Consider the following 17631-nt stretch of genomic DNA (forward strand, 5'->3'; position numbering starts at 1 on the left):
TTAAATCCCTGCGCTGAACGTCGCGCTGGCCACGTCTTCACCGGCCATCTTTGCCGGGTAAACCACATAATCGCCCTGGTCCCAGCCGGCGCGGATGGTGAACGGCTGCGAGGTGATCACCTCAAACTGATAGCGGCGGCACGTCCTGCCGTACTGCCGGATTATCTGAAGCAAAAGCTCAGCGTTATCCGCAATCTGACTGTCCGACACGCGGACCAGGATCACGTCCCAGTCAATCTCCGGCTGGCGCTCCAGCAGCTCCACGTATCCGATGCCGAGGCGCTCGAAGATACTGATAAACCCGGCAACCGAACCGGCGTCACGCGCGTTGATGAAGGCGTACGCCACGCGCTTACGAAACAGCGTGAGCGGCTCGCCGTTAAACCGCGTGATATCCCGGTCATACGCCATCAGCCTGAGAAGCGGCTCTGAACAGGTCAGCGGGTCAAACTGCCCGACCGGCCACGTCACCCAGCCGTAAACCAGCGCCCAGAACTTACGCGCGGCTTTCAGCAGCTTTTCCGGCTCGCCCCGGCGCATCCACGTCGGCAGGCTCAGCCCTGCCAGCTTTTTACTGAAATCAGTCATGCTCAATGCTCACCGTCAGGCTGTTGAGGCGCGGCACGCTCAGCTCGCTCACGATATCGGCGAGCGAAAACGTAATGGAATCCACCTCCGGAAACGCCCGGTGCAGCTCGCGCCCGAGGCTGGAAAACGAAAACCGCGCGTATGGCCATGTTTTTTTCACATCAAAATCCGTGTTTTCCCGGAAGGCGCAGCGGATAAGGTTTGCCGCGTTTTTCTTCAGCAGCGCCTGACTCTCTGCGGTCATGTTGTCCGGGTCTTTGACGAACAGCACCACGTCCAGATCGTGCCGCGTTTCCGGCATACCGAAGCACTGCAGATCGTCGCCGTGGCCGTGGTGGCCCTGCGAATTGATGTAGTCATTGACCGCCGCGATAAACGGCTCAGACACCACGCCGGAATCCAGCAGCAGGTAAGCGTTAGCCGTACCCGGCCCGCGCGGCGCGTCGTGCAGAAAGAAAATCCGGTCAATGCTCAGCCCGACCACCCCGGCGATCATTGAGCGGTACACCGCGTCGGTGTGGTAGTTGCCCACCAGGTTAAACTGATTGCGGCAGCGCTCGCGCAGCTCGTCGTCACTTTCTTCATTCGCCCCCGGCACGGTCAGCCAGTCTTCCTCACTTTCCACGCGGCTGATGCCGGTCACTGCCACCGGCAGGATGCGGTAATAGCCCGGCGCAAGGTTAAAAGCCGCACCGGCCTCCGCTGCACGCACGGGGATCAGCGCGCTGGCCTCGCCCGCTGCAATCGTGAAATCGGCCACCGTGGCCAGCTCGTAAACCACGCCGTTAATGCGCTCGGTGATAATGCGCGTGCCGGCCTGAACCGTGACCTCTGCGCCGGCGTTCTCCTTCCAGAAGCGGATCACGCCCTCTGCCCGGCTTGCCGGTTTGGCCGTAACGTTGACCGCCCACGCCAGCAGGCGCAGCATCTTCCCGCTGGCCGTGGCGACAAACATATTGGCCAGCACCGTGTTTACCATCACGTCAGCCAGCCACAGCACCGGCGCGGTGATGATGGCGGTGACGAGCCGCCAGAACGGCGACATGCGCGAGGTGTTCGTGATTAACCCCTCCTGCGCCGCGATGGCGGTAAACTTCGCCTTAAGCTCTGCCTCCGTTACCGGCATTCCGCTCGCCTTCACGACCTCCGTGAAATCAACCTGCGGCTTTTCCGTCATATATCCACTCCGTAGGCAATCGCGCCAAAATCATACGTTCCCGCCGTGACCCACAGCCGGGACAGGCTTTCTTCTGTCAGCTCAATCGTGCCCGGAATAATCCGGTCGTCGTCTTCTATCAGTAATTCCAGCCGGGTCAGAATATCCGCGCGCAGCGTGGGGCTGCGTTCGGCAATTAATTCCGTCAGCAGACCGGACTCTAAAATTGCGTGCGCAATATCCTGCTGAATACTTTTCCGGTTATTGCAGGTTACTGGCTCGTTACCGGTATTTAATACAAAGTTGCCGTTTTCAATCAGCAGGTCGATATAAAGTAATTCACTCATCCAGCCAGCTCCTGCCATTCCATTAGCTGCTGTGGCGTCATGCCGCCACCCGTATTAATTTCCACCTTATCGATGCGGCGGCTGTTATCCGTCACGCTACGGTTGCTGTTGCTGATGGTTTTATTAATGCCGCCCGCTTCAATGCCTTTTAGCTGGCCGCCGGTTGTCAGATTACTTTCCACGCGCGGCGGTGGCGGTGCAGGTTCGCCAAATTCCGCAATATCCACGCCGGGAATTTTATTCAGCTTTGCAATAATCCAGTTGAGCGAACTCAGCGCGGTCCTTTTGATGTTGTCCCACAGGTTCGCGAACAGGTTCATAATCCCGCTGGCCATGTTGCCCAGCGTGTCCGTAACCGAAAACCCGGCCAGCAGCGCGACAAAGCTGCTCCAGCCGTCGCTGATAAACGCCCAGGCATTCCCAAATACGCCGGCAACCCCCGCCACCGCCGCCGATACCGCCTCGAAAGCGCCGGTGTTCATTACGGCGGCTTTGATGGCGTCCCAGTGCTTAACCAGCAGATAACAGCCGGCGGCCAGCAGCGCCACCGCACCAATAATCAGCAGGATCGGCCAGCTCATAAAATTAATGGCAAGCCCGGTCGTCATTGCCGCAATGCGCACTGCCAGAAGCACGCCGCGCAGGGTACGCATCACAAGGGCGTAGGCTTTCACCGCTGCGCCAGCCAGCCACACCGCACCGGTGTACAGGCGCGTCACCATCAGAAGCCCGGTCAGGATGCTGCGCAGCCCGGCCATCACAAACGTGGCCACGCCAATCACGATATTCATCACCGCGCCCGCGCCGGCAAAACTCAGCACGGCCAGCGCCACGTATCCAATCAGGCGCGCGATATTGGGAAACATCTGCATCCACCGTGCGAAAGTCTGCCCCATATCCGCCAGGCGGTTCAGCAGCGGATAAATCACCGGGATAAGCGTAAGCCCGATAACGCGCCGGATGGCCTCAAGGATCTGGATAAACCGGTCCCACGGCTTCACCATCTTCGCGGCCATTTCCTGCGTGCGCTTCAGCCCGTCATTGCCGCCCAGCTCGGTGATGTTGCGCTGCAGCGCGGTGACGTTCCCCCACAGCTGTTTGACCACCGCCGAACTGTCACCGAACGCGTCATCAAGCGCCTTCTGCGCCGTGACGTTGCCGGCAATGCTGTCGCCGTATTTCGCCTGCAGCTTTGTAAGGATTTCCGGCATTGACAGCATCTGGCCAGCCGCGTTTTTAAAGCTCAGCCCGAGTTTTTTAGCGCCATCCTGCGCGCCGGTCAGAAAGCCTTCGTACGAACTGGACGCCTCAGTCCCGAGCGTGCGCTGCAGCTCACCCATAACGGCAAGCTGCTCATTGAGACCGATGCCGTAGTTTGTGCCGACGCCGCGCGCGCCCTCCATGAGGTCTTTAACCACGCCCATTTCCACGCCGAAGCGCTGGCGCATAAACGCCATCTTGTCGGCCAGCTGTTCAGCAAACTGCACCTTGCCGACGCGCTCCGCTTCCTCCCGGAAGTTGCCGAACATCTGCCCCATGAATTCAGCCGACTCCGCGGCTGTGCTGCCCATAGCGGCGGCCATCAGGTTAGCCGTGCGGGTGACCTTCGGCAGCTCAACGCTGGTCAGCCCGCCGATGGCCGCATTAATGCTGGCCGTTGACTGCACAAACTCAACGGCGCTTTTGCCGTAGGTCATCGAAAAAATGTTGGCATCTTTCTCAACCTGCTTCAGCGCGCCGGTATCGATGCCGCGCGCGGTCTGTTCCTGAAGTGCGTCATACATTTCAATGGCCGGACCCAGCGCGCCCTTAATGGCCTGCCCGACGCCCCACAGCGCCGCGCCGCCGATGCCGATACGCTGAAACGACGCGCGCGACTTATCGGCAAACTCGGTAACGCCCGTTTGCGCCTGCCGCAGCGGCCGCGTGAGTTTGTCGATCAGCGATAGCGTAAATTCCAGCTGTTTCATTCACTTCCCTTAAATGCCAGCGCAATACCGTTCGCGATGGCGATGCGCTGGTTTTCCCAGTAGCGGTTATCAAGCCACAGCGCGGCGGCGAGGTTATCCGCGCTGTCGTCCTCACCGGGCAACCAGCGCCGGCGCAGAATTAAATATTGTTCGAGTCCGTTCGCGTCGATATTACGGACCCGCTCACTTAGTTTTTTACGATGATTTCCAGCTCTGGCGTATATTCTTCCAGCACCTTACCGGTAATCTGCAAAGCCGCGCCCGGCTGTTTCAGCAGTTCCTGCAGCGCTTCTTTGGTTTCAGGCGTCACGATGCGCGTAAGGAAGTTATGCGCCGGGGAAACTTTATTTCCCATCGTGATTTCGTTGATATATTTGTGATAGGCGGTGACGTTTGGTGCAAAAGAAACATCTTTACCCGCAATCGTCATATCAATGTTTTTATCAGACATATTATTTACTCTCTCTTAATATAATTTCGTCAACAAGCTGGTTATGGCGCGCCGCGCAGACGGAATAAATATCAATCCACTGATTTAATGATTCCGCTGCGGCTCTGCCGTTGGTTCCTGTTAATCGGGGAAGATTAACGGGGCATTTCGTTTTCAGATTTTCCTGAAAGGGTACGCTCTGCATTTTCAGCGGCGGCGTTGTACAGCCGGAAATAATCACCAGACAGGCAATCATTGCTGAATACAGGATTATCCAGTTCAGCGCGTAAACCTGCCGGTATCGCACCTTTTAATTCCTCCAGTTTATCCTCAAGCTGCCGGGCCGACTGACTGGCAACGCCCTGCAGCTGATCGCGCGCCCTGTCGGCGGCAAGCCCGGCGGCGCGTTCCGCGACCAGCTCCACGCTGTCGCGCTTCCACTCCGCGCCGGTCCATCCCGCCAGAAACGCCAGCCCCAGACCGGCCAGCACAAACAGCACGTCTCTGGCCATCAGCGCACCCCGTTGTGCTCAAGGCTGAAGTGATTGCCGTCCGGATTGGACTTAAAGCGCCCGCCCCAGCTGCCGCCCAGCGATTCCCAGTACTCACCCAACGCGCGGTAATCCTCGGTTCGGGTCTTGTACTCGCCGTTGATGAACAGGTTAAAGTCCACCGCCAGCCGCTGCGTGTGCAGGCTGTTGCTGATGCCGCTGCCCTTTCTCGCATTCAGCGCAGCCTGCTCCGGCGTGCGGAAAGCCTCGCCGAAGGTCAGCCGCATCCCGTGGTCATTTGCCCAGATGATCAGCTGCGCAACCAGCACGGTAAACAGCTGCTGTTTTTCTGATAGCGTCACTGCATTTTCTCCTTATCGTCGCCACCCAGCCGTCGACGTAACCACACCTCACAGAACTGGTAACCCAGAATCCCCAGCCCCGAACCCAGCCCGTTGATCGCAAGCGGCGACATATCCGGGAACTGCACCAGCGCCGCGCCTGCGGCCACCGAAATAGCCGACCCGAGAATGACGCGCCCGGCAACCAGTCGCGCGGTGATTTTTTCATTGCTGGTCAGCACCTTGCCCAGCGCGATGATCGCGCCGATGCAAAGCAGCTGCAGCAGCGTTTTTTCATGGTCCTGCATTGCCTTTCCCTTAGCTGATCAGGCTTTCCGTTGCCGCCGCTTCCAGATACGGCACGCCGTTGATGTTCACGAACTTCGGACTGGTCACGAAGTATTTCACCTTGTGCGTGCTCAGCGCGCCGCCCTTCGGATCGATATCGAGGATGTTGCTCAGGACCAGCTTGCAGCCGAACGCCTCCACCTTCGTTTCCTCCGTGCCGACCTTCGCATAAAACAGGAAGTCCAGCGCATCGATACCGCGCCACGACCCCGCCGCGCGCGCTTTGGCCGTCAGCTGCTGAAACGTCTTGCTGCTGAGTTCAATTTCCCCCTCTGCCGTCACGTCGCCTGCGGTGTAGCCGTCCGGCACGCCACGGGTTGAGGCTGCTGCGGTGTTGTCGGTGATATCGAGCGAGATTTTTTCTACGTGAAGCAGTTCGCCATCAATGTTTACATCGAATGACTGACCGCTGATGCGCTGGCTCATGCCGCCCCCTCATTGCTGTCCAGGCTGGTATCGAGCACCAGACCCACGGTGATTTCCTTTGGCGATTCAACCGGACGCATCACGATATAAATCTCCACCTTTGTAGCCGTTTTCCAGCTAACCGATACGTCACCGTCGCGCGGCGTCTTGACCTCACCGGGAAAGCGGATGCCGTTAATCTGGCTGGACTGCGACATTTCACGCAGCGGCTTCGCAAAATTCTGCTCAGTCGCGGCAATGCTGCCGGGCGTGCTGTTCATGGCGCGGTCAGCGATGCGGGCAATGGCCAGCAGGCGAACGCGGCGCGCGATTTTGTCCGCAATGCGCAGGTATTCGATAACCTGATAATCACCGCCCTCCACGTCCAGCGTGCGCCCGTCCGCCCAGTAAAGCCCGTCATAGTCCGGATACCACATCGGCACGCTGTAGCGCAGTTTTTCCAGCGCCTGCAGCGTGGCCAGATCGAGCACCGCGCCCGTACCATCTTCAGGCAGCTCGTCGCGGCCCATGCTCAGCAGCGCGCCGGTTTTCACCCGCGCCGGGCTGTCGGCAATGGTCACGCTGCGGTTACACAGACGCCCGGCCAGCACGCCCGGCTCGTTCCCCCACAGGCGCGGCACCAGCTGCACCGCTGAGGCAGAAATACCGCTTTGCAGCGTGCTCAGGCGCGTCAGGTAGTCCGCCCAGCTTTCCTCACCCGCTGGCCCGCCAACAGACAGCATGAACCAGACCCAGCGCCCGTATTTCGCCAGCAGCGTGTTACGAAGCGTGGCGGCGGCGTTAATCACCGCCTTTTCATCGATATCCACGCACAGCACGACGCCCTCAACCGAGGCCACGCGCTGCGCCTGTAAGACCGCATCGACCCAGCCGGACGCCTCCGTATCCTCTGCCAGCACGTGCACATATGCGGACCAGTTCTGGCCGGCGTTATCCAGCGCGGCTTTTACCTGGCTTTTCAGCACGGTATCTGCCGCGCCCAGCTGCGTGTCAAAATCGGTCTGGGTATTGACCGCCAGCGTTTTACCGGCGTTGGTCGCGCCCGTTCCCACAAAGAGCACAACGCGCTCAATGTCCTTTGTTTCACCCTGCAGCTGATTAAGCTGATTGATCGTGACCGTTGGCCAACTCATATACTTCCCCTGATATCCTGCGCTTTGACGTCCCAGCCGTAGCCAATGGCCTGCAGCTGGCGCGCCAGTGCCTTGTTGAAATCCTCGCTGCTCATCCCGACAAACGGACGGGACGGCAAATCGACTGACCACACCGATTTAGCTGCTTTGCCGCTCAGTTTGCGGATCAGCAGACCGGCCTGCGCATAGCTCATGGTTTCGGTGATTTCCTTAAACGGCGGCTTGCGCCAGCGCTTGCCGCGCTTCACCCGATACCCCAGCTTTCGCAGCCTTTTCGCCTGCGCCAGCGTGGCCATTTTCCCCGGCGGTGCGGGCTTGCCGGCGCTGCGCGCCCGGACGCTGGTTTTCATCCCCTCCTGCTGTGCGTACCCGACCGTTCCCGCCGGCACGGGCTTATCCCCGTTGCGGTAGCCGCCACCCTGCAGATACAGGCGCACCGCCTCAATCTCTGGCATTTCGCGGATGTGCAGCAGGTTCGGCAGATTGCGCAGCATCTTCCCCCGGCGGCGCGTTTTGCGCGCCTGCCACGGCGTGCCGTCCGGTGACTGCTGATTGCGAACGTTGCGCTTTGCCGCCGGGATCACGCCGTATTTCGCCATTCGCCAGATAAGCCGCTGGCGCTTTTTCTGCGGCAGCTCCAGCTTTGCGATTTCGCGGCGCATCTCGCGCAGCTGCGCGGCGTTGATTTCAGCCCCGAAAATCACTCTGTCGCCCCCGGCGTGTCGCTGCCCGGCGCATAGACCAGCGCGCTCAGCGCCGTCCAGATTTCCGCCTCTGCCAGCCGGTAGCGCCCGCCCTGATAGGGGATTTCCCCCTCATCGTCCGGCACTATCACAAGCCGTTCCGCCATTGGCACCGTTACGGTAACGATGGCGGTTTCCTCGTCGATCAGTTCAATGTCCCAGTCCGGATCGGCGTTGGTAATGCCGACCTGGCTGAACAGCTCGCGGTCCGCGATATCCATCGCAAGCCAGACCTCAAGCAGCGCCATCAGCAGGCGCGGATCGCACTCGCGGTACGGGAACCGCTCCCACATCAGCTCGGCGTCATAGCGGATGACGGCAAGCTGCACCTGCCCCATGCCCATATCCCGCGCGGCGGGTACTGTCTTCAGCCCGGTCATTTCACTGGTGAACGACTGCATGGCACGCGCAGGCATAACCGTCTGAATAAAGCTGGTCAGTGATTCCAGCTGGCTCTGTTTATTCATACCTGCCTCACCGTGGCGCGTTTCAGCCCTTTAATCAGGCGGATCGTGACTGACGCCTCCGCAAGCAGTCCCTTGCGCGTTTCATCGCTCTCCTGTCCCGGATGCGACTCGCGGCGGCCAACTGACGCAAACTCGCCCATCAGGTCCGCTTTCGCCCTGGCATACACCGCTTTTTTATACTGCGCTGCCAGCTGACTGGTGCCGCCCATGCTTACGCCCGGCACGTCAGCGGCGGTCTGATACCCTGCCGCCCGCTGCTTTTGCTGCACACTGGCAAGCGCGCTGTTCACCTCCGCCGCTGCGGTCAGCAGCGCATTGGCCACCGTTTCCGCATCCACGTCCGCCGGAATGCTGCGGCTGCGCTGGAAGTCCGACAGGTTCATATCCGGCCAGAATCCATCGTTGGTCAGCGGGTTGTCCTGGTAGTCAATCGGCTTGCCACTGAACATAAAATTTCCCGTTAAAAAGGTGGGCTGACCGGAATCCGCGGCGCATTACATTGCTGTTCTGCCCTCATCCGCGCCCACCCGGCTTGCGGTAGTCGTTATTCAGGCGTCAGCGCCCGGATGCGCGCCGCAATCGTCCTGCGCATCGTGCTCACGCCTGCTTTGTGATACTTCGCCTCGGCGGCCGCCAGCAGCCGGTCAGCGGCTGACAGCGTTTCAACGCTGTCAATCGCTGCCGCCCGCGCCTGTCCCTGTTCATCGCGCAGCATCAGCAGCCCCGCGAATTTGAACCATTTGGCGGTAATTTCCTCGTGCAGCCGCCAGCGCTGCGTAACGTTCTCAAACGTGCGCGAGAAATACGGCTCTAAGTCCTCACCCGCCTGGCTTGCCTGCTCTGCCCAGTTCATCATCTGATCGGCCACGAAAGCCGGGAATTTTGATTTGATGTTCTCCGGCGTGGCCTGCCCCTGCTCAATGGCAATGTCGGCCCAGTCCAGCGCCTGATCGAACTGACCTACGTCAAACAGCCAGACGACGCAGTACGCGAACACCGGATTGGCGTACACGCGGCCCAGTTCGAGATAGCTCTCAACCGTGGGCAACCACTTCGGCAGCAGCACATCACGCTTCATTTCCACGCGATCAGCCGTGGTAGCGAGGCTGCGTAATACCTCCACGTCTGCGGTGATTTCCTGCATCTGCAGGTGAAGGCTGGCCGTGGTGTTCACTTCCTCAAGCCGCGCCTGCTGCTGCTGCATGGTCACGCGCTGGCTGTGTCGCTGTGCGGGTGAAAGACTCATGTTTAGCCCTCGACCGGTTCGGTCACCTTGCCGATAGTCACGGCATTTTCATCAATGGCCGCGTACAGCTCCGGCACCTCAACTGCGTAACCCTCATTGCGCAGGTACTTGTTTTCGTACTGCTTGCGGTCGTCCACAAACTCCGCCTTGCGCTGGCGCGTGCCGCGCTGCGTGTAGATGTGCAGGTTTGACAGCGGCGTGACCACCATGCGCTTACCCGGCATAAACGGCGGGATAATCGCGGTGCGCCCGGCAATGGTGCTGCCCAGCATCTGCGCAGCGATTTTCTCTGTTGGCTTGTCCGCCTTCTGATACAGACGGTACTGCTCCGCCGCCACCAGATCGGCACCAACCAGCACCACCAGACGCGGGTCGTTGCGGAACTGCGCGGGGATTTTGGCGTTAATCAGATCAGAGGCCATCGCATCCAGCGAGTGATAATCACCGGCATCGTCCAGGGTGACCGGGTCGGTCATAATCTGGAAGCCGTCTTTAAAGTCGTGCATGCGCTGATGCCAGCCAATGTTGACGTCTTCGCCGTTCGGGTTTTGCTCCGGATCGGTGCTTGCGGCAACTTCCTTGCCGTTAAAGCCAATGCGCAACATGTCCAGCGCAAACGCCTGATTAGAGAAGGTCTGCACCAGCTGGAAAAACTCATCTTCGCTCCCGGCGTTGGCCCAGATGGAAAGCAAATCCCACTTGAGCGCCGCACAGGAATCGGTCTCGACCAGCTTGTAATCATTGCCATCCACGCCAACGCGGCGCATAAAGCGGCCGTCCGCCTTACGCCCTGTGTGCAGCGCAGATGCGCCAACGGAAACAACCTGCCCGCTCAGCTGGTCCACGTCCGCGACGGTGATCATGTCGAGGAACTCAACTGACTCCAGCAGCGCAGCGCGAAGGCTGGTTTCCTGCGGATCGGTTAATTTGAATGCACGGGACAGGTCATTAACGCTGTAATGCTGCGCAAGTCCGGCAGCATACGCGTCAATAAACTGCGCCGCTTTCTGGTTTAACTGCATAAATAATCCTCTCGCGATAATTGCGAATTAATATTTTTCCCCGGCAGGCGGAAGATTAAATAAATTTAAACTCGCGGCTTTGTGGCTTGCTGCCGCGATCATGCTTAGGCAGCTGCGTAATTTTATTATCCAGCTTGGCGAAGTTTTTAATCACCGAACCGATGTTTTCACGCAGCGTGGCGAATTCCTGCGTATCTACCACTTCCGCAATGGTATCTACATCTTCCTGCGTGCTTTCCAGTTTGGATTCCAGCGAAGCCACACGGCCTTCCAGATTATTCAGGGCTTCCGCCAGCGCCTGCAATTTATCATCGGCTGCCGGTACATCCGCACCTTCCTCGCCATCTGCAAATTTTTTCGGGTTAATGCCGAACAATTTTTGCCAGTTTTTCATATCTGTTTCCTGTTCCACTTTTCCATTCCGGTCAAACTTATAGCGATAGCTGCCGGGTTTGATTTTTTTGCGCCGGCTAAAGCGCATCCGTGAAGTGCCCACGCTGGCAGGCGAGTCCGTAGCCGCCAGCCCTTCGAGATAGCTGCGCCCAGTGCCGCGAAAGTTTCCGTCCTCGGTCAGTTCAACCGAAAAATAAAGAAGCTGATCGCGCTTATTGGCTTCAATCAGGCTCATGTTCGGGCTGATTTTTGCGTACAGCCTTACCAGCCCGTCATTACCTTCCTGCCACATCAACTCTTTTACGCTGCCACCATTTCCGTAATAGCGCTCATGCTCCGGCCAAATAAGTGCAGCGTATAATTCAGGGTCGTATGTTTCAGCAGCATCGATTAACCATTCCCGCTTTAACTCCCGGCGGTCAACCGTATCCCCCTCGGTGGCAATACACAGCCAGTCAGTGCATAACTGTGACATATTTTTTCCTGCCCTCCGTAACAGCAGGGCCATTATTAATGAATTACACCCCCGCCGCACGCTGACAAATTCCAGTACGTTCGGATATAAACGTTTATCCGCACTGATACGAACAGAAGCGGGGTTTTTATTTAATCCGGGACTGCATAATATCCATCAGACAAATAAAGGAATGATATTTACTGATGGCTAAATACAGCGAAGAATTACGCGGCGTTGCGCGCGCCCTGTATTTAAGGCGAAATACGCCGAAGGAAATCGCCAGTGAACTGAATCTGCCTAACGCGCGGATTATTTATTACTGGGCGGAAAAGGAAAGCTGGGCGGACCTGCTGAGTCACGAAAGCACGGAAGACGCCATCGAGCGCCGCATCCAGCTGCTGACCAGCCGCGACGGCAAAACCGAGCTGGAGCTTAAGGAGCTGGACCAGCTGATCGCGCACTCGGTGAAGCTGCGCGCGCAGCAGAACAAGCACAAAGAGAAGCTGGCCGCCGCACGTCAGGAATCAAACAGTGGCGGCAGCGGCGAAAGCTATGCCATTCACGAACAGGGCGATCAGCCGCGCGGTAAGCGCAAATACAACAAAAATGACGTGTCCGGGCTGACGGAAGATGATCTGAACGCATGGGCAGAGGAACATCTTTTCGGCTATCAGAAGCATCTGCGCCTGAACATCGGGCAGCAGGTGCGCAACATCCTCAAGAGCCGCCAAATCGGGGCGACCTGGTACTTTGCCTTTGAGGCGTTTGAAAACGCCGTGCTGACCGGTGACCCGCAGATTTTCCTGTCCGCGTCACGGGCGCAGGCAGAGGTATTCCGCTCGTACATCGTGAATATCTCTCAGGAGTATTTCGGCATCACGCTGACCGGCAACCCTATCCGGCTCAGCAACGGCGCAGAGCTGCGTTTCCTCTCCACAAACAAAAATACGGCGCAGTCGTACAGCGGACACCTCTACTGTGACGAATATTTCTGGGTGCCTAACTTCGCGAAGCTGAACGAAGTCGCCTCAGCGATGGCCACGCACGATAAATGGCGCACCACCTACTTTTCCACGCCGTCCGCGAAAACGCACCAGGCTTATCCGTTCTGGACCGGCGAGGAATGGAAGAAAGGCAGCAAAAAACGCGCCGCCGTGGTGTTCCCGACGTTCGACGCCATGCGCGACGGCGGGCGCCTCTGCCCCGATGGCCAGTGGCGCTACGTCATCACCATGGAAGATGCGATCGCTAACGGCTTCAATCTGGCCAGCATCGACAAGCTGCGAAACCGCTACAGCAAAGACACGTTTAACATGCTGTACATGTGCGTGTTCGTTGACAGCAAAGATGCGGTTTTCAGCTTCAGCGACCTCGAAAAGTGCGGTGTTGACGTGGCTTTCTGGCAGGACCACGACCCCAAAGCGCGCCGGCCTTTTGGTGATCGCGCCGTATGGGGCGGCTATGACCCTGCCCGTTCTGGCGACCTGTCCACCTTCGTGATTCTGGCACCACCGGTGCTGGCCGGCGAGAAATTCCGCGTGCTGGATATCATCAACTGGCGCGGCATGAACTTCCGGCATCAGGCCAGCGAGATCAGGAAACTTTTTGCCCGGTACAACTTCACGTATCTGGGCGTTGACGTAACCGGCATCGGCCAGGGCGTTTACGACAACATTCACCCGTTCGCCATGCGCGTGCTCAAACCCATCCGCTACGACCTGAACACCAAAAACCGGCTGGTTCTCAAAGCGGCGGACGTGATCGAGAGCGGTCGCATTGAGTGGGATGCGGAGCTGAAAGAGGTGGCCGCCTCGTTTATGTCCATCCGGCGCGCTGTGACTAAAGCGGGCGGCGCGGTCACCTTTGTTGCGGACCGCACGGCGGAAACCGGCCACGCAGAGGCAGCCTGGGCGATTATGCACGGATTAGACAACGAGCCGCTTAACTACGAACACAAACCAACATCCAAATGGAAGTTTCAGAAGGCAGCATGAAAAAACGATATAAGCAACGCGCCGGCGGCGCACAGCAGGCAACAGGCAAGCGCAAAATGTCGGTGCTGCGCTTTGGCAAACCCGAGCCGGTACTCACCACCGGCACCGATTACCGCGATGTGTGGTACGACAACGATTTTGATCACTACAGCCTGCCGATTGACCGGCTCGCACTGGCGCAGCTGGTAAACCTCAACGGCCAGCACGGCGGCATCCTGCACGCGCGTAAAAACATGGTGCTGTCGGATTATCTGGGCGGCGGTCTGACGTATGACAATCTGGAAGCCGGCGCGATGGATTTTCTGACGTTCGGGGATCTGGCCATCGTTAAAATCCGCAACGGCTGGGGCGACGTGGTTGCCCTGGAGCCAATGCCCGGCCTGTACATGCGCCGCCGCAAAGACGGTGAATTTGTGGTGCTACAGAAAGGTGAGCCGCTCGTATACAGCGAGGATGATGTAATTTTCATCCGCATGTACGACCCGCAACAGCAGATTTACGGCCTGCCGGATTATATCGGCGGCATTCACTCCGCATTGCTGAACAGCGAGGCGGTGATTTTCCGCCGCCGCTACTACCACAACGGCGCGCACACCGGCGGTATCCTTTACACCACTGACCCGAACATGACGGACGAGGTTGAAGAAGAGATCGAGCAGCAACTGGCCAACAGCAAGGGGATCGGCAACTTCAGCACGATTCTGGTTAACATCCCCGGCGGCGATAAAGAAGGCGTGCAGTTTATCCAGATGGGCGACATTGGCGCGAAAGATGAGTTTGCGAACGTGAAGAACATTAGCGCGCAGGACGTTCTGAACGCCCACCGGTTCCCGGCAGGTCTTGCGGGTATCATCCCGCAAAACACTGCAGGGCTGGGCGATCCGGAAAAGGTTGAAGCGACCTATAAAAAAAACGAGGTGGCGCCGCTACAACGCCGCCTCATGCTGGCGGTGAATGGTGACCCGGACGTGCCTGAACACCTGCACCTAAAATTTGACCTTAAATCAACCGACAAGGATGCGGCACGATGCGAAAACGTATAAAATCCAGGCATACATTTCATGCCGGAGCCGCAAATATGCGCGTGTTAAAAATTGAGTGCCCAGAGTGCAAATCAAAGGCGGTCATCCGTAAAACCAACCGCAAACATCGCGATATTGCTGATATCTATTGCGCATGTGCTGATGTTGAATGCGGGCACACATTTGTTATGAATTTGACTTTTTCCCACACGATCAGCCCAAGCGCCAAAAAAGGCGATTTACTGATTCAGCAGGTGATCAGCAGTATGTCTGCAGAGCAGAAGCAGTTGACACTCAAACTGCTTCAAGCCTCTTGATTTGAACGCCCCTCATTAGCAGGGGCTAGCCCTCTCGCCTCACTTTTCAGATCGGCCAACAGGTCTTCAGTTAGCTCACCAAGCCACTCACCCAGCAGTTCCCGTCGCTCATCTTCAGCCGGCGAATGAGCCATCATTCTCACAATGAAATCAATCCTTTCAACCTTAACAATCTGACTCAAAGAAGCAGACATTTACACCTCCTTTACGGCTTAATACTGTATGCCCATACAGTATAATAACCATTAAAAAATATGAACCTTTTTTTGAGATTCATCCACTGTAAATTCTTTGCATTACCGGGTGTTAAGCTTATGTCCAGCCCGGCCAGCACTCGTTTTCAATGCCATCAGTAACATCCATAAGCCGCTCCGCTTTGTATCGCACCGCACCATGCCCCCGATATGAGATCGCCGCCCCGCTTAAAAGCAGTGCAATTTCTTCGTCACTGCCCTCAAACCCCCTGGCTTTCAGTTCCATTTCTAACCGCCGGCGCTTCGGCCCCGTACAGTTATTGACAGAACTCCAAGGGGCGGCGTTGCCGCCAGAAAAACCCGCCTCCGCTGACGCTTCGGCCAGTTTGGCGACCTTTTCCCACTTAACGAGACGTGTCGGCACTTCGGACCCGAGTGCGCGCGGGCAATAAACGCCCTGAACCCGCTGAACGTCTTCGCCGTATTCGTTGCCACACTCTGTAATTTCGTATGCCAGGCGCACCACCAGATCGCCACGAGCGACGAGCGGCCCGCCCTGCGCATGTGTGTACGCTGCCCAGTCAACCGCAACACTGGCCGAGGCCAGCACAGCATCCATTTCCGGGTTACTTACCACCTGATCACCCAGTCGGCGCAGTTCGCGCCATACCGTCACAGGCGCGCCGCCGATTTGCTGAAACTGACGAATGCGCCAGCGGGAAGCCCACGCGGAGACGGCCTTAGCCATATCCCGAGCGTTGCCGCCCGTCTCGCCGTCTTCCTCGCCATCGAGCGCGTAACCATCGATATTCTTTGAAATATATTTGGCAATGTAACCAGTGGCTGAGCCTTTAGCAGTATCAATAGGCTCAACGTGGAATCTGGCTTCCAGACTTTTGGGCGTGTTCAGTTCTTCGCTGTCAGTAATACGCGCGTAGTAACACATAATGTCGCGCACTTCGTCGATGTGCTCCGGACGCATGAAAAGCAGCATATGCCAGTGCGGTGTCCCGTCGTGATGCGGCTCAACCACACGAAAGCCAAAAACGTGAATATCTGCACGGGACAGCGCAGCGCGGATTTTTGCCCAGACAGAGCAAAGGTATTTTTGAGTGTCACGGGGGCTGGCCCCGTTCCACTGGGATACGAAACCGCCCTTGCTGTGTACAGCGTGAAAACGTGACGGCGCGGTGATCGTGTAGAAGTCACCGGCATAACCTTCGTGGTTCGCGATATCCTCAAAACCGCGCATTCTCGCCATCAGCTCACAGCGGCGGATCGCCGGGTTAGCGTTGCTGCGATTGACCATATCAGCCAGCGCCACCCGGTCACCGTCCTCATTGATGAGATCGAACTTTTTGAAAAACTCACGGTTACGCTTCTTCTGCTCAAGCCATTCACCGAGCGTGCTGCGCGAAACGTAGGGGCTGGCTGCTTTCTGCACCTGCCCAACGGCGATGGACATATGCTCACGCTGCAGATCACGACGACGCTGAAGGCGCACGCGCCACCACTCAGGCGACATCATGCGCAAAAGACCGCTCTCAGCGTGGCGGCGCTTTATCTTTCCGGTCTTTTTAGCTGACTGCCAGTAAGGCGGGATTGTGCCGCATTTAAGTGCTTCTTTAGCCAGGAATGCGTAGCCATCTGCTGTGCGCTGGGCTAACTCCTCACCGCTTACCTTGTCGTTAGTAGCAGTCATTTCAGCCCACGAGTGAAACGCTTCGCCTAAATGGCTGGCCACGTTATAAGCCAGATCGCGGATGCGGTCCCGGTCATATCCCGGCAACTCGTCCAGATTATCTTTGAACGGTGACGGCATACCGGCTGTGTAATCACGCTGCCATGCCGCATTAACTAGCTTCAGACGTGGCAATACGCTCTTGCCGATGGTGTCGCGCAAGAACGTATTGGCACGGCGGCGGCCGTTTTTTTCTGACTTAAGAAGCGCCTCATAGCGCTGGCCAAAATACCCGGCCAGATAATCAGGGATATCGTGCAGATACTGGCTGCGCCAGTCATGATCGGTTGCGTCGCAGTGCCAGAGTTTCAACTCGGTATGAGTAATTCCCTGTGGTGCACCGGGCGAAAAGAACTCACGCCGCATTTTATTGACGGCGTGGTATTGACCATTATGATTTAGAACTTCATGAACGCTCACATCCACCTCAAGGAAGCTATGGAAGACAAATATCTGAAAGATTGCGAACGTCCCGATTATGATGTTCGCATCACTGAATGGTTGGCCGCTCAGAAAAACGATTCATGCATAGCGTCATATAAAATCGCTCTGTTTCATGACGGATACCTATACCGCTCTATTAGCTGCAACGGCCTCTCGGAGTATGTGGCTGCATCGGAGTTTCTGAAGTCGCTGACACTGGTAAACTGTTTAGATAGCACAGCCACTTTTCGCGGTTTTGACGCAGTGTTCGCAACTCTTCAGGACTATAAAAAAGCCTTTCCAGCTCGTCAGCCGCCTCTTTAACACTCGTTTTTTGAGCACACTTCAGCACATACATTGCAAGGGTAAACGCTTCCTGTGA

General features: G+C 57.4%; 24 protein-coding genes. 4 read left to right on the plus strand and 20 right to left on the minus strand.

Annotated features, from left to right (window positions below; genetic code table 11):
- The 18 genes from C1Y42_RS14450 to C1Y42_RS14530 all read right to left on the minus strand — a co-directional run bounded on the left by C1Y42_RS14450 (position 1) and on the right by C1Y42_RS14530 (position 11576).
- Entirely contained in the window at positions 1–588 is a 588-nt protein-coding gene (locus tag C1Y42_RS14450) for a hypothetical protein (RefSeq protein ID WP_146068799.1), read from the minus strand.
- Positions 581–1765 (minus strand): baseplate J/gp47 family protein, encoded by a 1185-nt coding sequence (locus tag C1Y42_RS14455; RefSeq protein ID WP_104093812.1) that lies wholly within the window; start codon positions 1763–1765, stop codon positions 581–583. The genes C1Y42_RS14450 and C1Y42_RS14455 overlap by 8 nt, the downstream gene beginning before the upstream one ends.
- On the minus strand, positions 1762–2091 hold the full coding sequence (locus tag C1Y42_RS14460) for a DUF2590 family protein (RefSeq protein WP_104093813.1): 330 nt from the start codon (positions 2089–2091) through the stop codon (positions 1762–1764). Before C1Y42_RS14460 ends, C1Y42_RS14455 begins: the two co-directional genes overlap by 4 nt.
- Positions 2088–4061, minus strand: coding sequence for a phage tail tape measure protein (locus tag C1Y42_RS14465; RefSeq protein ID WP_104093814.1), 1974 nt, complete (start codon positions 4059–4061; stop codon positions 2088–2090). Before C1Y42_RS14465 ends, C1Y42_RS14460 begins: the two co-directional genes overlap by 4 nt.
- Complete coding sequence (locus tag C1Y42_RS24000) at positions 4058–4183, minus strand: hypothetical protein (protein WP_255418427.1); 126 nt, start codon at positions 4181–4183, stop codon at positions 4058–4060. The genes C1Y42_RS14465 and C1Y42_RS24000 overlap by 4 nt, the downstream gene beginning before the upstream one ends.
- Before the next feature lie 65 nt (positions 4184–4248).
- Positions 4249–4512: a putative phage tail assembly chaperone gene (locus C1Y42_RS14470; RefSeq protein ID WP_104093815.1), complete on the minus strand. Its 264-nt coding sequence runs from the start codon at positions 4510–4512 to the stop codon at positions 4249–4251.
- A 1-nt stretch (position 4513) separates the two neighbouring features.
- Positions 4514–4696 carry a hypothetical protein gene (locus tag C1Y42_RS23900; protein ID WP_104093816.1) on the minus strand — a complete coding sequence of 61 codons (183 nt, stop codon included), beginning with the start codon at positions 4694–4696 and terminating at the stop codon, positions 4514–4516.
- Positions 4647–5003 (minus strand): hypothetical protein, encoded by a 357-nt coding sequence (locus tag C1Y42_RS14480; RefSeq protein WP_104093817.1) that lies wholly within the window; start codon positions 5001–5003, stop codon positions 4647–4649. The genes C1Y42_RS23900 and C1Y42_RS14480 overlap by 50 nt, the downstream gene beginning before the upstream one ends.
- Positions 5003–5344, minus strand: a complete 342-nt coding sequence (locus C1Y42_RS14485) for a M15 family metallopeptidase (RefSeq protein WP_104093818.1) — start codon at positions 5342–5344, stop codon at positions 5003–5005. The genes C1Y42_RS14480 and C1Y42_RS14485 overlap by 1 nt, the downstream gene beginning before the upstream one ends.
- Positions 5341–5631, minus strand: coding sequence for a phage holin family protein (locus C1Y42_RS14490; protein WP_104093819.1), 291 nt, complete (start codon positions 5629–5631; stop codon positions 5341–5343). The genes C1Y42_RS14485 and C1Y42_RS14490 overlap by 4 nt, the downstream gene beginning before the upstream one ends.
- Positions 5632–5641: 10 nt before the next feature.
- Positions 5642–6097: a phage protein gene (locus tag C1Y42_RS14495; protein WP_104093820.1), complete on the minus strand. Its 456-nt coding sequence runs from the start codon at positions 6095–6097 to the stop codon at positions 5642–5644.
- A complete protein-coding gene (locus C1Y42_RS14500; protein ID WP_104093821.1) occupies positions 6094–7230 on the minus strand; it encodes a DUF2586 domain-containing protein in 1137 nt (378 codons plus the stop codon). The genes C1Y42_RS14495 and C1Y42_RS14500 overlap by 4 nt, the downstream gene beginning before the upstream one ends.
- Entirely contained in the window at positions 7227–7934 is a 708-nt protein-coding gene (locus C1Y42_RS14505; protein ID WP_104093822.1) for a hypothetical protein, read from the minus strand. Before C1Y42_RS14505 ends, C1Y42_RS14500 begins: the two co-directional genes overlap by 4 nt.
- Positions 7931–8440 (minus strand): phage tail protein, encoded by a 510-nt coding sequence (locus tag C1Y42_RS14510; RefSeq protein WP_104093823.1) that lies wholly within the window; start codon positions 8438–8440, stop codon positions 7931–7933. The genes C1Y42_RS14505 and C1Y42_RS14510 overlap by 4 nt, the downstream gene beginning before the upstream one ends.
- A complete protein-coding gene (locus C1Y42_RS14515; RefSeq protein ID WP_104093824.1) occupies positions 8437–8889 on the minus strand; it encodes a head completion/stabilization protein in 453 nt (150 codons plus the stop codon). The genes C1Y42_RS14510 and C1Y42_RS14515 overlap by 4 nt, the downstream gene beginning before the upstream one ends.
- Positions 8890–8984: 95 nt before the next feature.
- Positions 8985–9686 carry a phage terminase small subunit gene (gene gpM / locus C1Y42_RS14520; protein ID WP_104093825.1) on the minus strand — a complete coding sequence of 234 codons (702 nt, stop codon included), beginning with the start codon at positions 9684–9686 and terminating at the stop codon, positions 8985–8987.
- A gap of 2 nt (positions 9687–9688) precedes the next feature.
- Positions 9689–10708 carry a phage major capsid protein, P2 family gene (locus C1Y42_RS14525; RefSeq protein WP_104093826.1) on the minus strand — a complete coding sequence of 340 codons (1020 nt, stop codon included), beginning with the start codon at positions 10706–10708 and terminating at the stop codon, positions 9689–9691.
- Positions 10709–10763: 55 nt separating this feature from the next.
- On the minus strand, positions 10764–11576 hold the full coding sequence (locus tag C1Y42_RS14530; protein ID WP_104093827.1) for a GPO family capsid scaffolding protein: 813 nt from the start codon (positions 11574–11576) through the stop codon (positions 10764–10766).
- 185 nt (positions 11577–11761) lie between these two features.
- Here C1Y42_RS14530 and C1Y42_RS14535 point away from each other — a divergent pair, with 185 nt between their 5' ends.
- From C1Y42_RS14535 to C1Y42_RS14545, 3 genes are read left to right on the plus strand one after another with little or no spacing between them, the layout of a single operon-like run.
- Positions 11762–13552: a terminase large subunit domain-containing protein gene (locus C1Y42_RS14535; protein WP_104093828.1), complete on the plus strand. Its 1791-nt coding sequence runs from the start codon at positions 11762–11764 to the stop codon at positions 13550–13552.
- Positions 13549–14595, plus strand: coding sequence for a phage portal protein (locus C1Y42_RS14540; protein ID WP_104093829.1), 1047 nt, complete (start codon positions 13549–13551; stop codon positions 14593–14595). The genes C1Y42_RS14535 and C1Y42_RS14540 overlap by 4 nt, the downstream gene beginning before the upstream one ends.
- Before the next feature lie 35 nt (positions 14596–14630).
- A complete protein-coding gene (locus C1Y42_RS14545) occupies positions 14631–14891 on the plus strand; it encodes an ogr/Delta-like zinc finger family protein (protein ID WP_104093830.1) in 261 nt (86 codons plus the stop codon).
- Here the strand turns inward: C1Y42_RS14545 and C1Y42_RS14550 are convergent.
- Together C1Y42_RS14550 and C1Y42_RS14555 are read right to left on the minus strand one after the other, a co-directional pair.
- The gene (locus C1Y42_RS14550) at positions 14879–15085 is read right to left on the minus strand and encodes a hypothetical protein (protein WP_104093831.1); all 207 of its coding nucleotides are present in this window, start codon (positions 15083–15085) and stop codon (positions 14879–14881) included. The two genes, C1Y42_RS14545 and C1Y42_RS14550, sit on opposite strands and share 13 nt — an antisense overlap.
- 118 nt (positions 15086–15203) lie before the next feature.
- Entirely contained in the window at positions 15204–17192 is a 1989-nt protein-coding gene (locus C1Y42_RS14555; protein WP_104093832.1) for a replication endonuclease, read from the minus strand.
- Positions 17193–17264: 72 nt separating this feature from the next.
- Here C1Y42_RS14555 and C1Y42_RS14560 point away from each other — a divergent pair, with 72 nt between their 5' ends.
- A complete protein-coding gene (locus C1Y42_RS14560; RefSeq protein WP_104093833.1) occupies positions 17265–17573 on the plus strand; it encodes a hypothetical protein in 309 nt (102 codons plus the stop codon).
- The last annotated feature ends 58 nt before the right edge of the window (positions 17574–17631 follow it).

The sequence above is a fragment of the Pantoea sp. ICBG 985 genome (assembly GCF_002928365.1).
In the GTDB taxonomy this organism is placed as follows: Bacteria; Pseudomonadota; Gammaproteobacteria; order Enterobacterales; family Enterobacteriaceae; genus Pantoea; species Pantoea dispersa.

Coding starts and splice junctions, on each gene's coding strand:
- C1Y42_RS14450 (WP_146068799.1), bottom strand. CDS start 588: ATGACTGATTTCAGTAAAAAGCTGGCAGGGCTGAGCCTGCCGACGTGG.
- C1Y42_RS14455 (WP_104093812.1), bottom strand. CDS start 1,765: ATGACGGAAAAGCCGCAGGTTGATTTCACGGAGGTCGTGAAGGCGAGC.
- C1Y42_RS14460 (WP_104093813.1), bottom strand. CDS start 2,091: ATGAGTGAATTACTTTATATCGACCTGCTGATTGAAAACGGCAACTTT.
- C1Y42_RS14465 (WP_104093814.1), bottom strand. CDS start 4,061: ATGAAACAGCTGGAATTTACGCTATCGCTGATCGACAAACTCACGCGG.
- C1Y42_RS14470 (WP_104093815.1), bottom strand. CDS start 4,512: ATGTCTGATAAAAACATTGATATGACGATTGCGGGTAAAGATGTTTCT.
- C1Y42_RS23900 (WP_104093816.1), bottom strand. CDS start 4,696: ATGCAGAGCGTACCCTTTCAGGAAAATCTGAAAACGAAATGCCCCGTT.
- C1Y42_RS14480 (WP_104093817.1), bottom strand. CDS start 5,003: ATGGCCAGAGACGTGCTGTTTGTGCTGGCCGGTCTGGGGCTGGCGTTT.
- C1Y42_RS14490 (WP_104093819.1), bottom strand. CDS start 5,631: ATGCAGGACCATGAAAAAACGCTGCTGCAGCTGCTTTGCATCGGCGCG.
- C1Y42_RS14495 (WP_104093820.1), bottom strand. CDS start 6,097: ATGAGCCAGCGCATCAGCGGTCAGTCATTCGATGTAAACATTGATGGC.
- C1Y42_RS14500 (WP_104093821.1), bottom strand. CDS start 7,230: ATGAGTTGGCCAACGGTCACGATCAATCAGCTTAATCAGCTGCAGGGT.
- C1Y42_RS14510 (WP_104093823.1), bottom strand. CDS start 8,440: ATGAATAAACAGAGCCAGCTGGAATCACTGACCAGCTTTATTCAGACG.
- C1Y42_RS14515 (WP_104093824.1), bottom strand. CDS start 8,889: ATGTTCAGTGGCAAGCCGATTGACTACCAGGACAACCCGCTGACCAAC.
- gpM (WP_104093825.1), bottom strand. CDS start 9,686: ATGAGTCTTTCACCCGCACAGCGACACAGCCAGCGCGTGACCATGCAG.
- C1Y42_RS14525 (WP_104093826.1), bottom strand. CDS start 10,708: ATGCAGTTAAACCAGAAAGCGGCGCAGTTTATTGACGCGTATGCTGCC.
- C1Y42_RS14530 (WP_104093827.1), bottom strand. CDS start 11,576: ATGTCACAGTTATGCACTGACTGGCTGTGTATTGCCACCGAGGGGGAT.
- C1Y42_RS14535 (WP_104093828.1), top strand. CDS start 11,762: ATGGCTAAATACAGCGAAGAATTACGCGGCGTTGCGCGCGCCCTGTAT.
- C1Y42_RS14540 (WP_104093829.1), top strand. CDS start 13,549: ATGAAAAAACGATATAAGCAACGCGCCGGCGGCGCACAGCAGGCAACA.
- C1Y42_RS14545 (WP_104093830.1), top strand. CDS start 14,631: ATGCGCGTGTTAAAAATTGAGTGCCCAGAGTGCAAATCAAAGGCGGTC.
- C1Y42_RS14550 (WP_104093831.1), bottom strand. CDS start 15,085: ATGTCTGCTTCTTTGAGTCAGATTGTTAAGGTTGAAAGGATTGATTTC.
- C1Y42_RS14555 (WP_104093832.1), bottom strand. CDS start 17,192: ATGCGGCGTGAGTTCTTTTCGCCCGGTGCACCACAGGGAATTACTCAT.
- C1Y42_RS14560 (WP_104093833.1), top strand. CDS start 17,265: ATGGAAGACAAATATCTGAAAGATTGCGAACGTCCCGATTATGATGTT.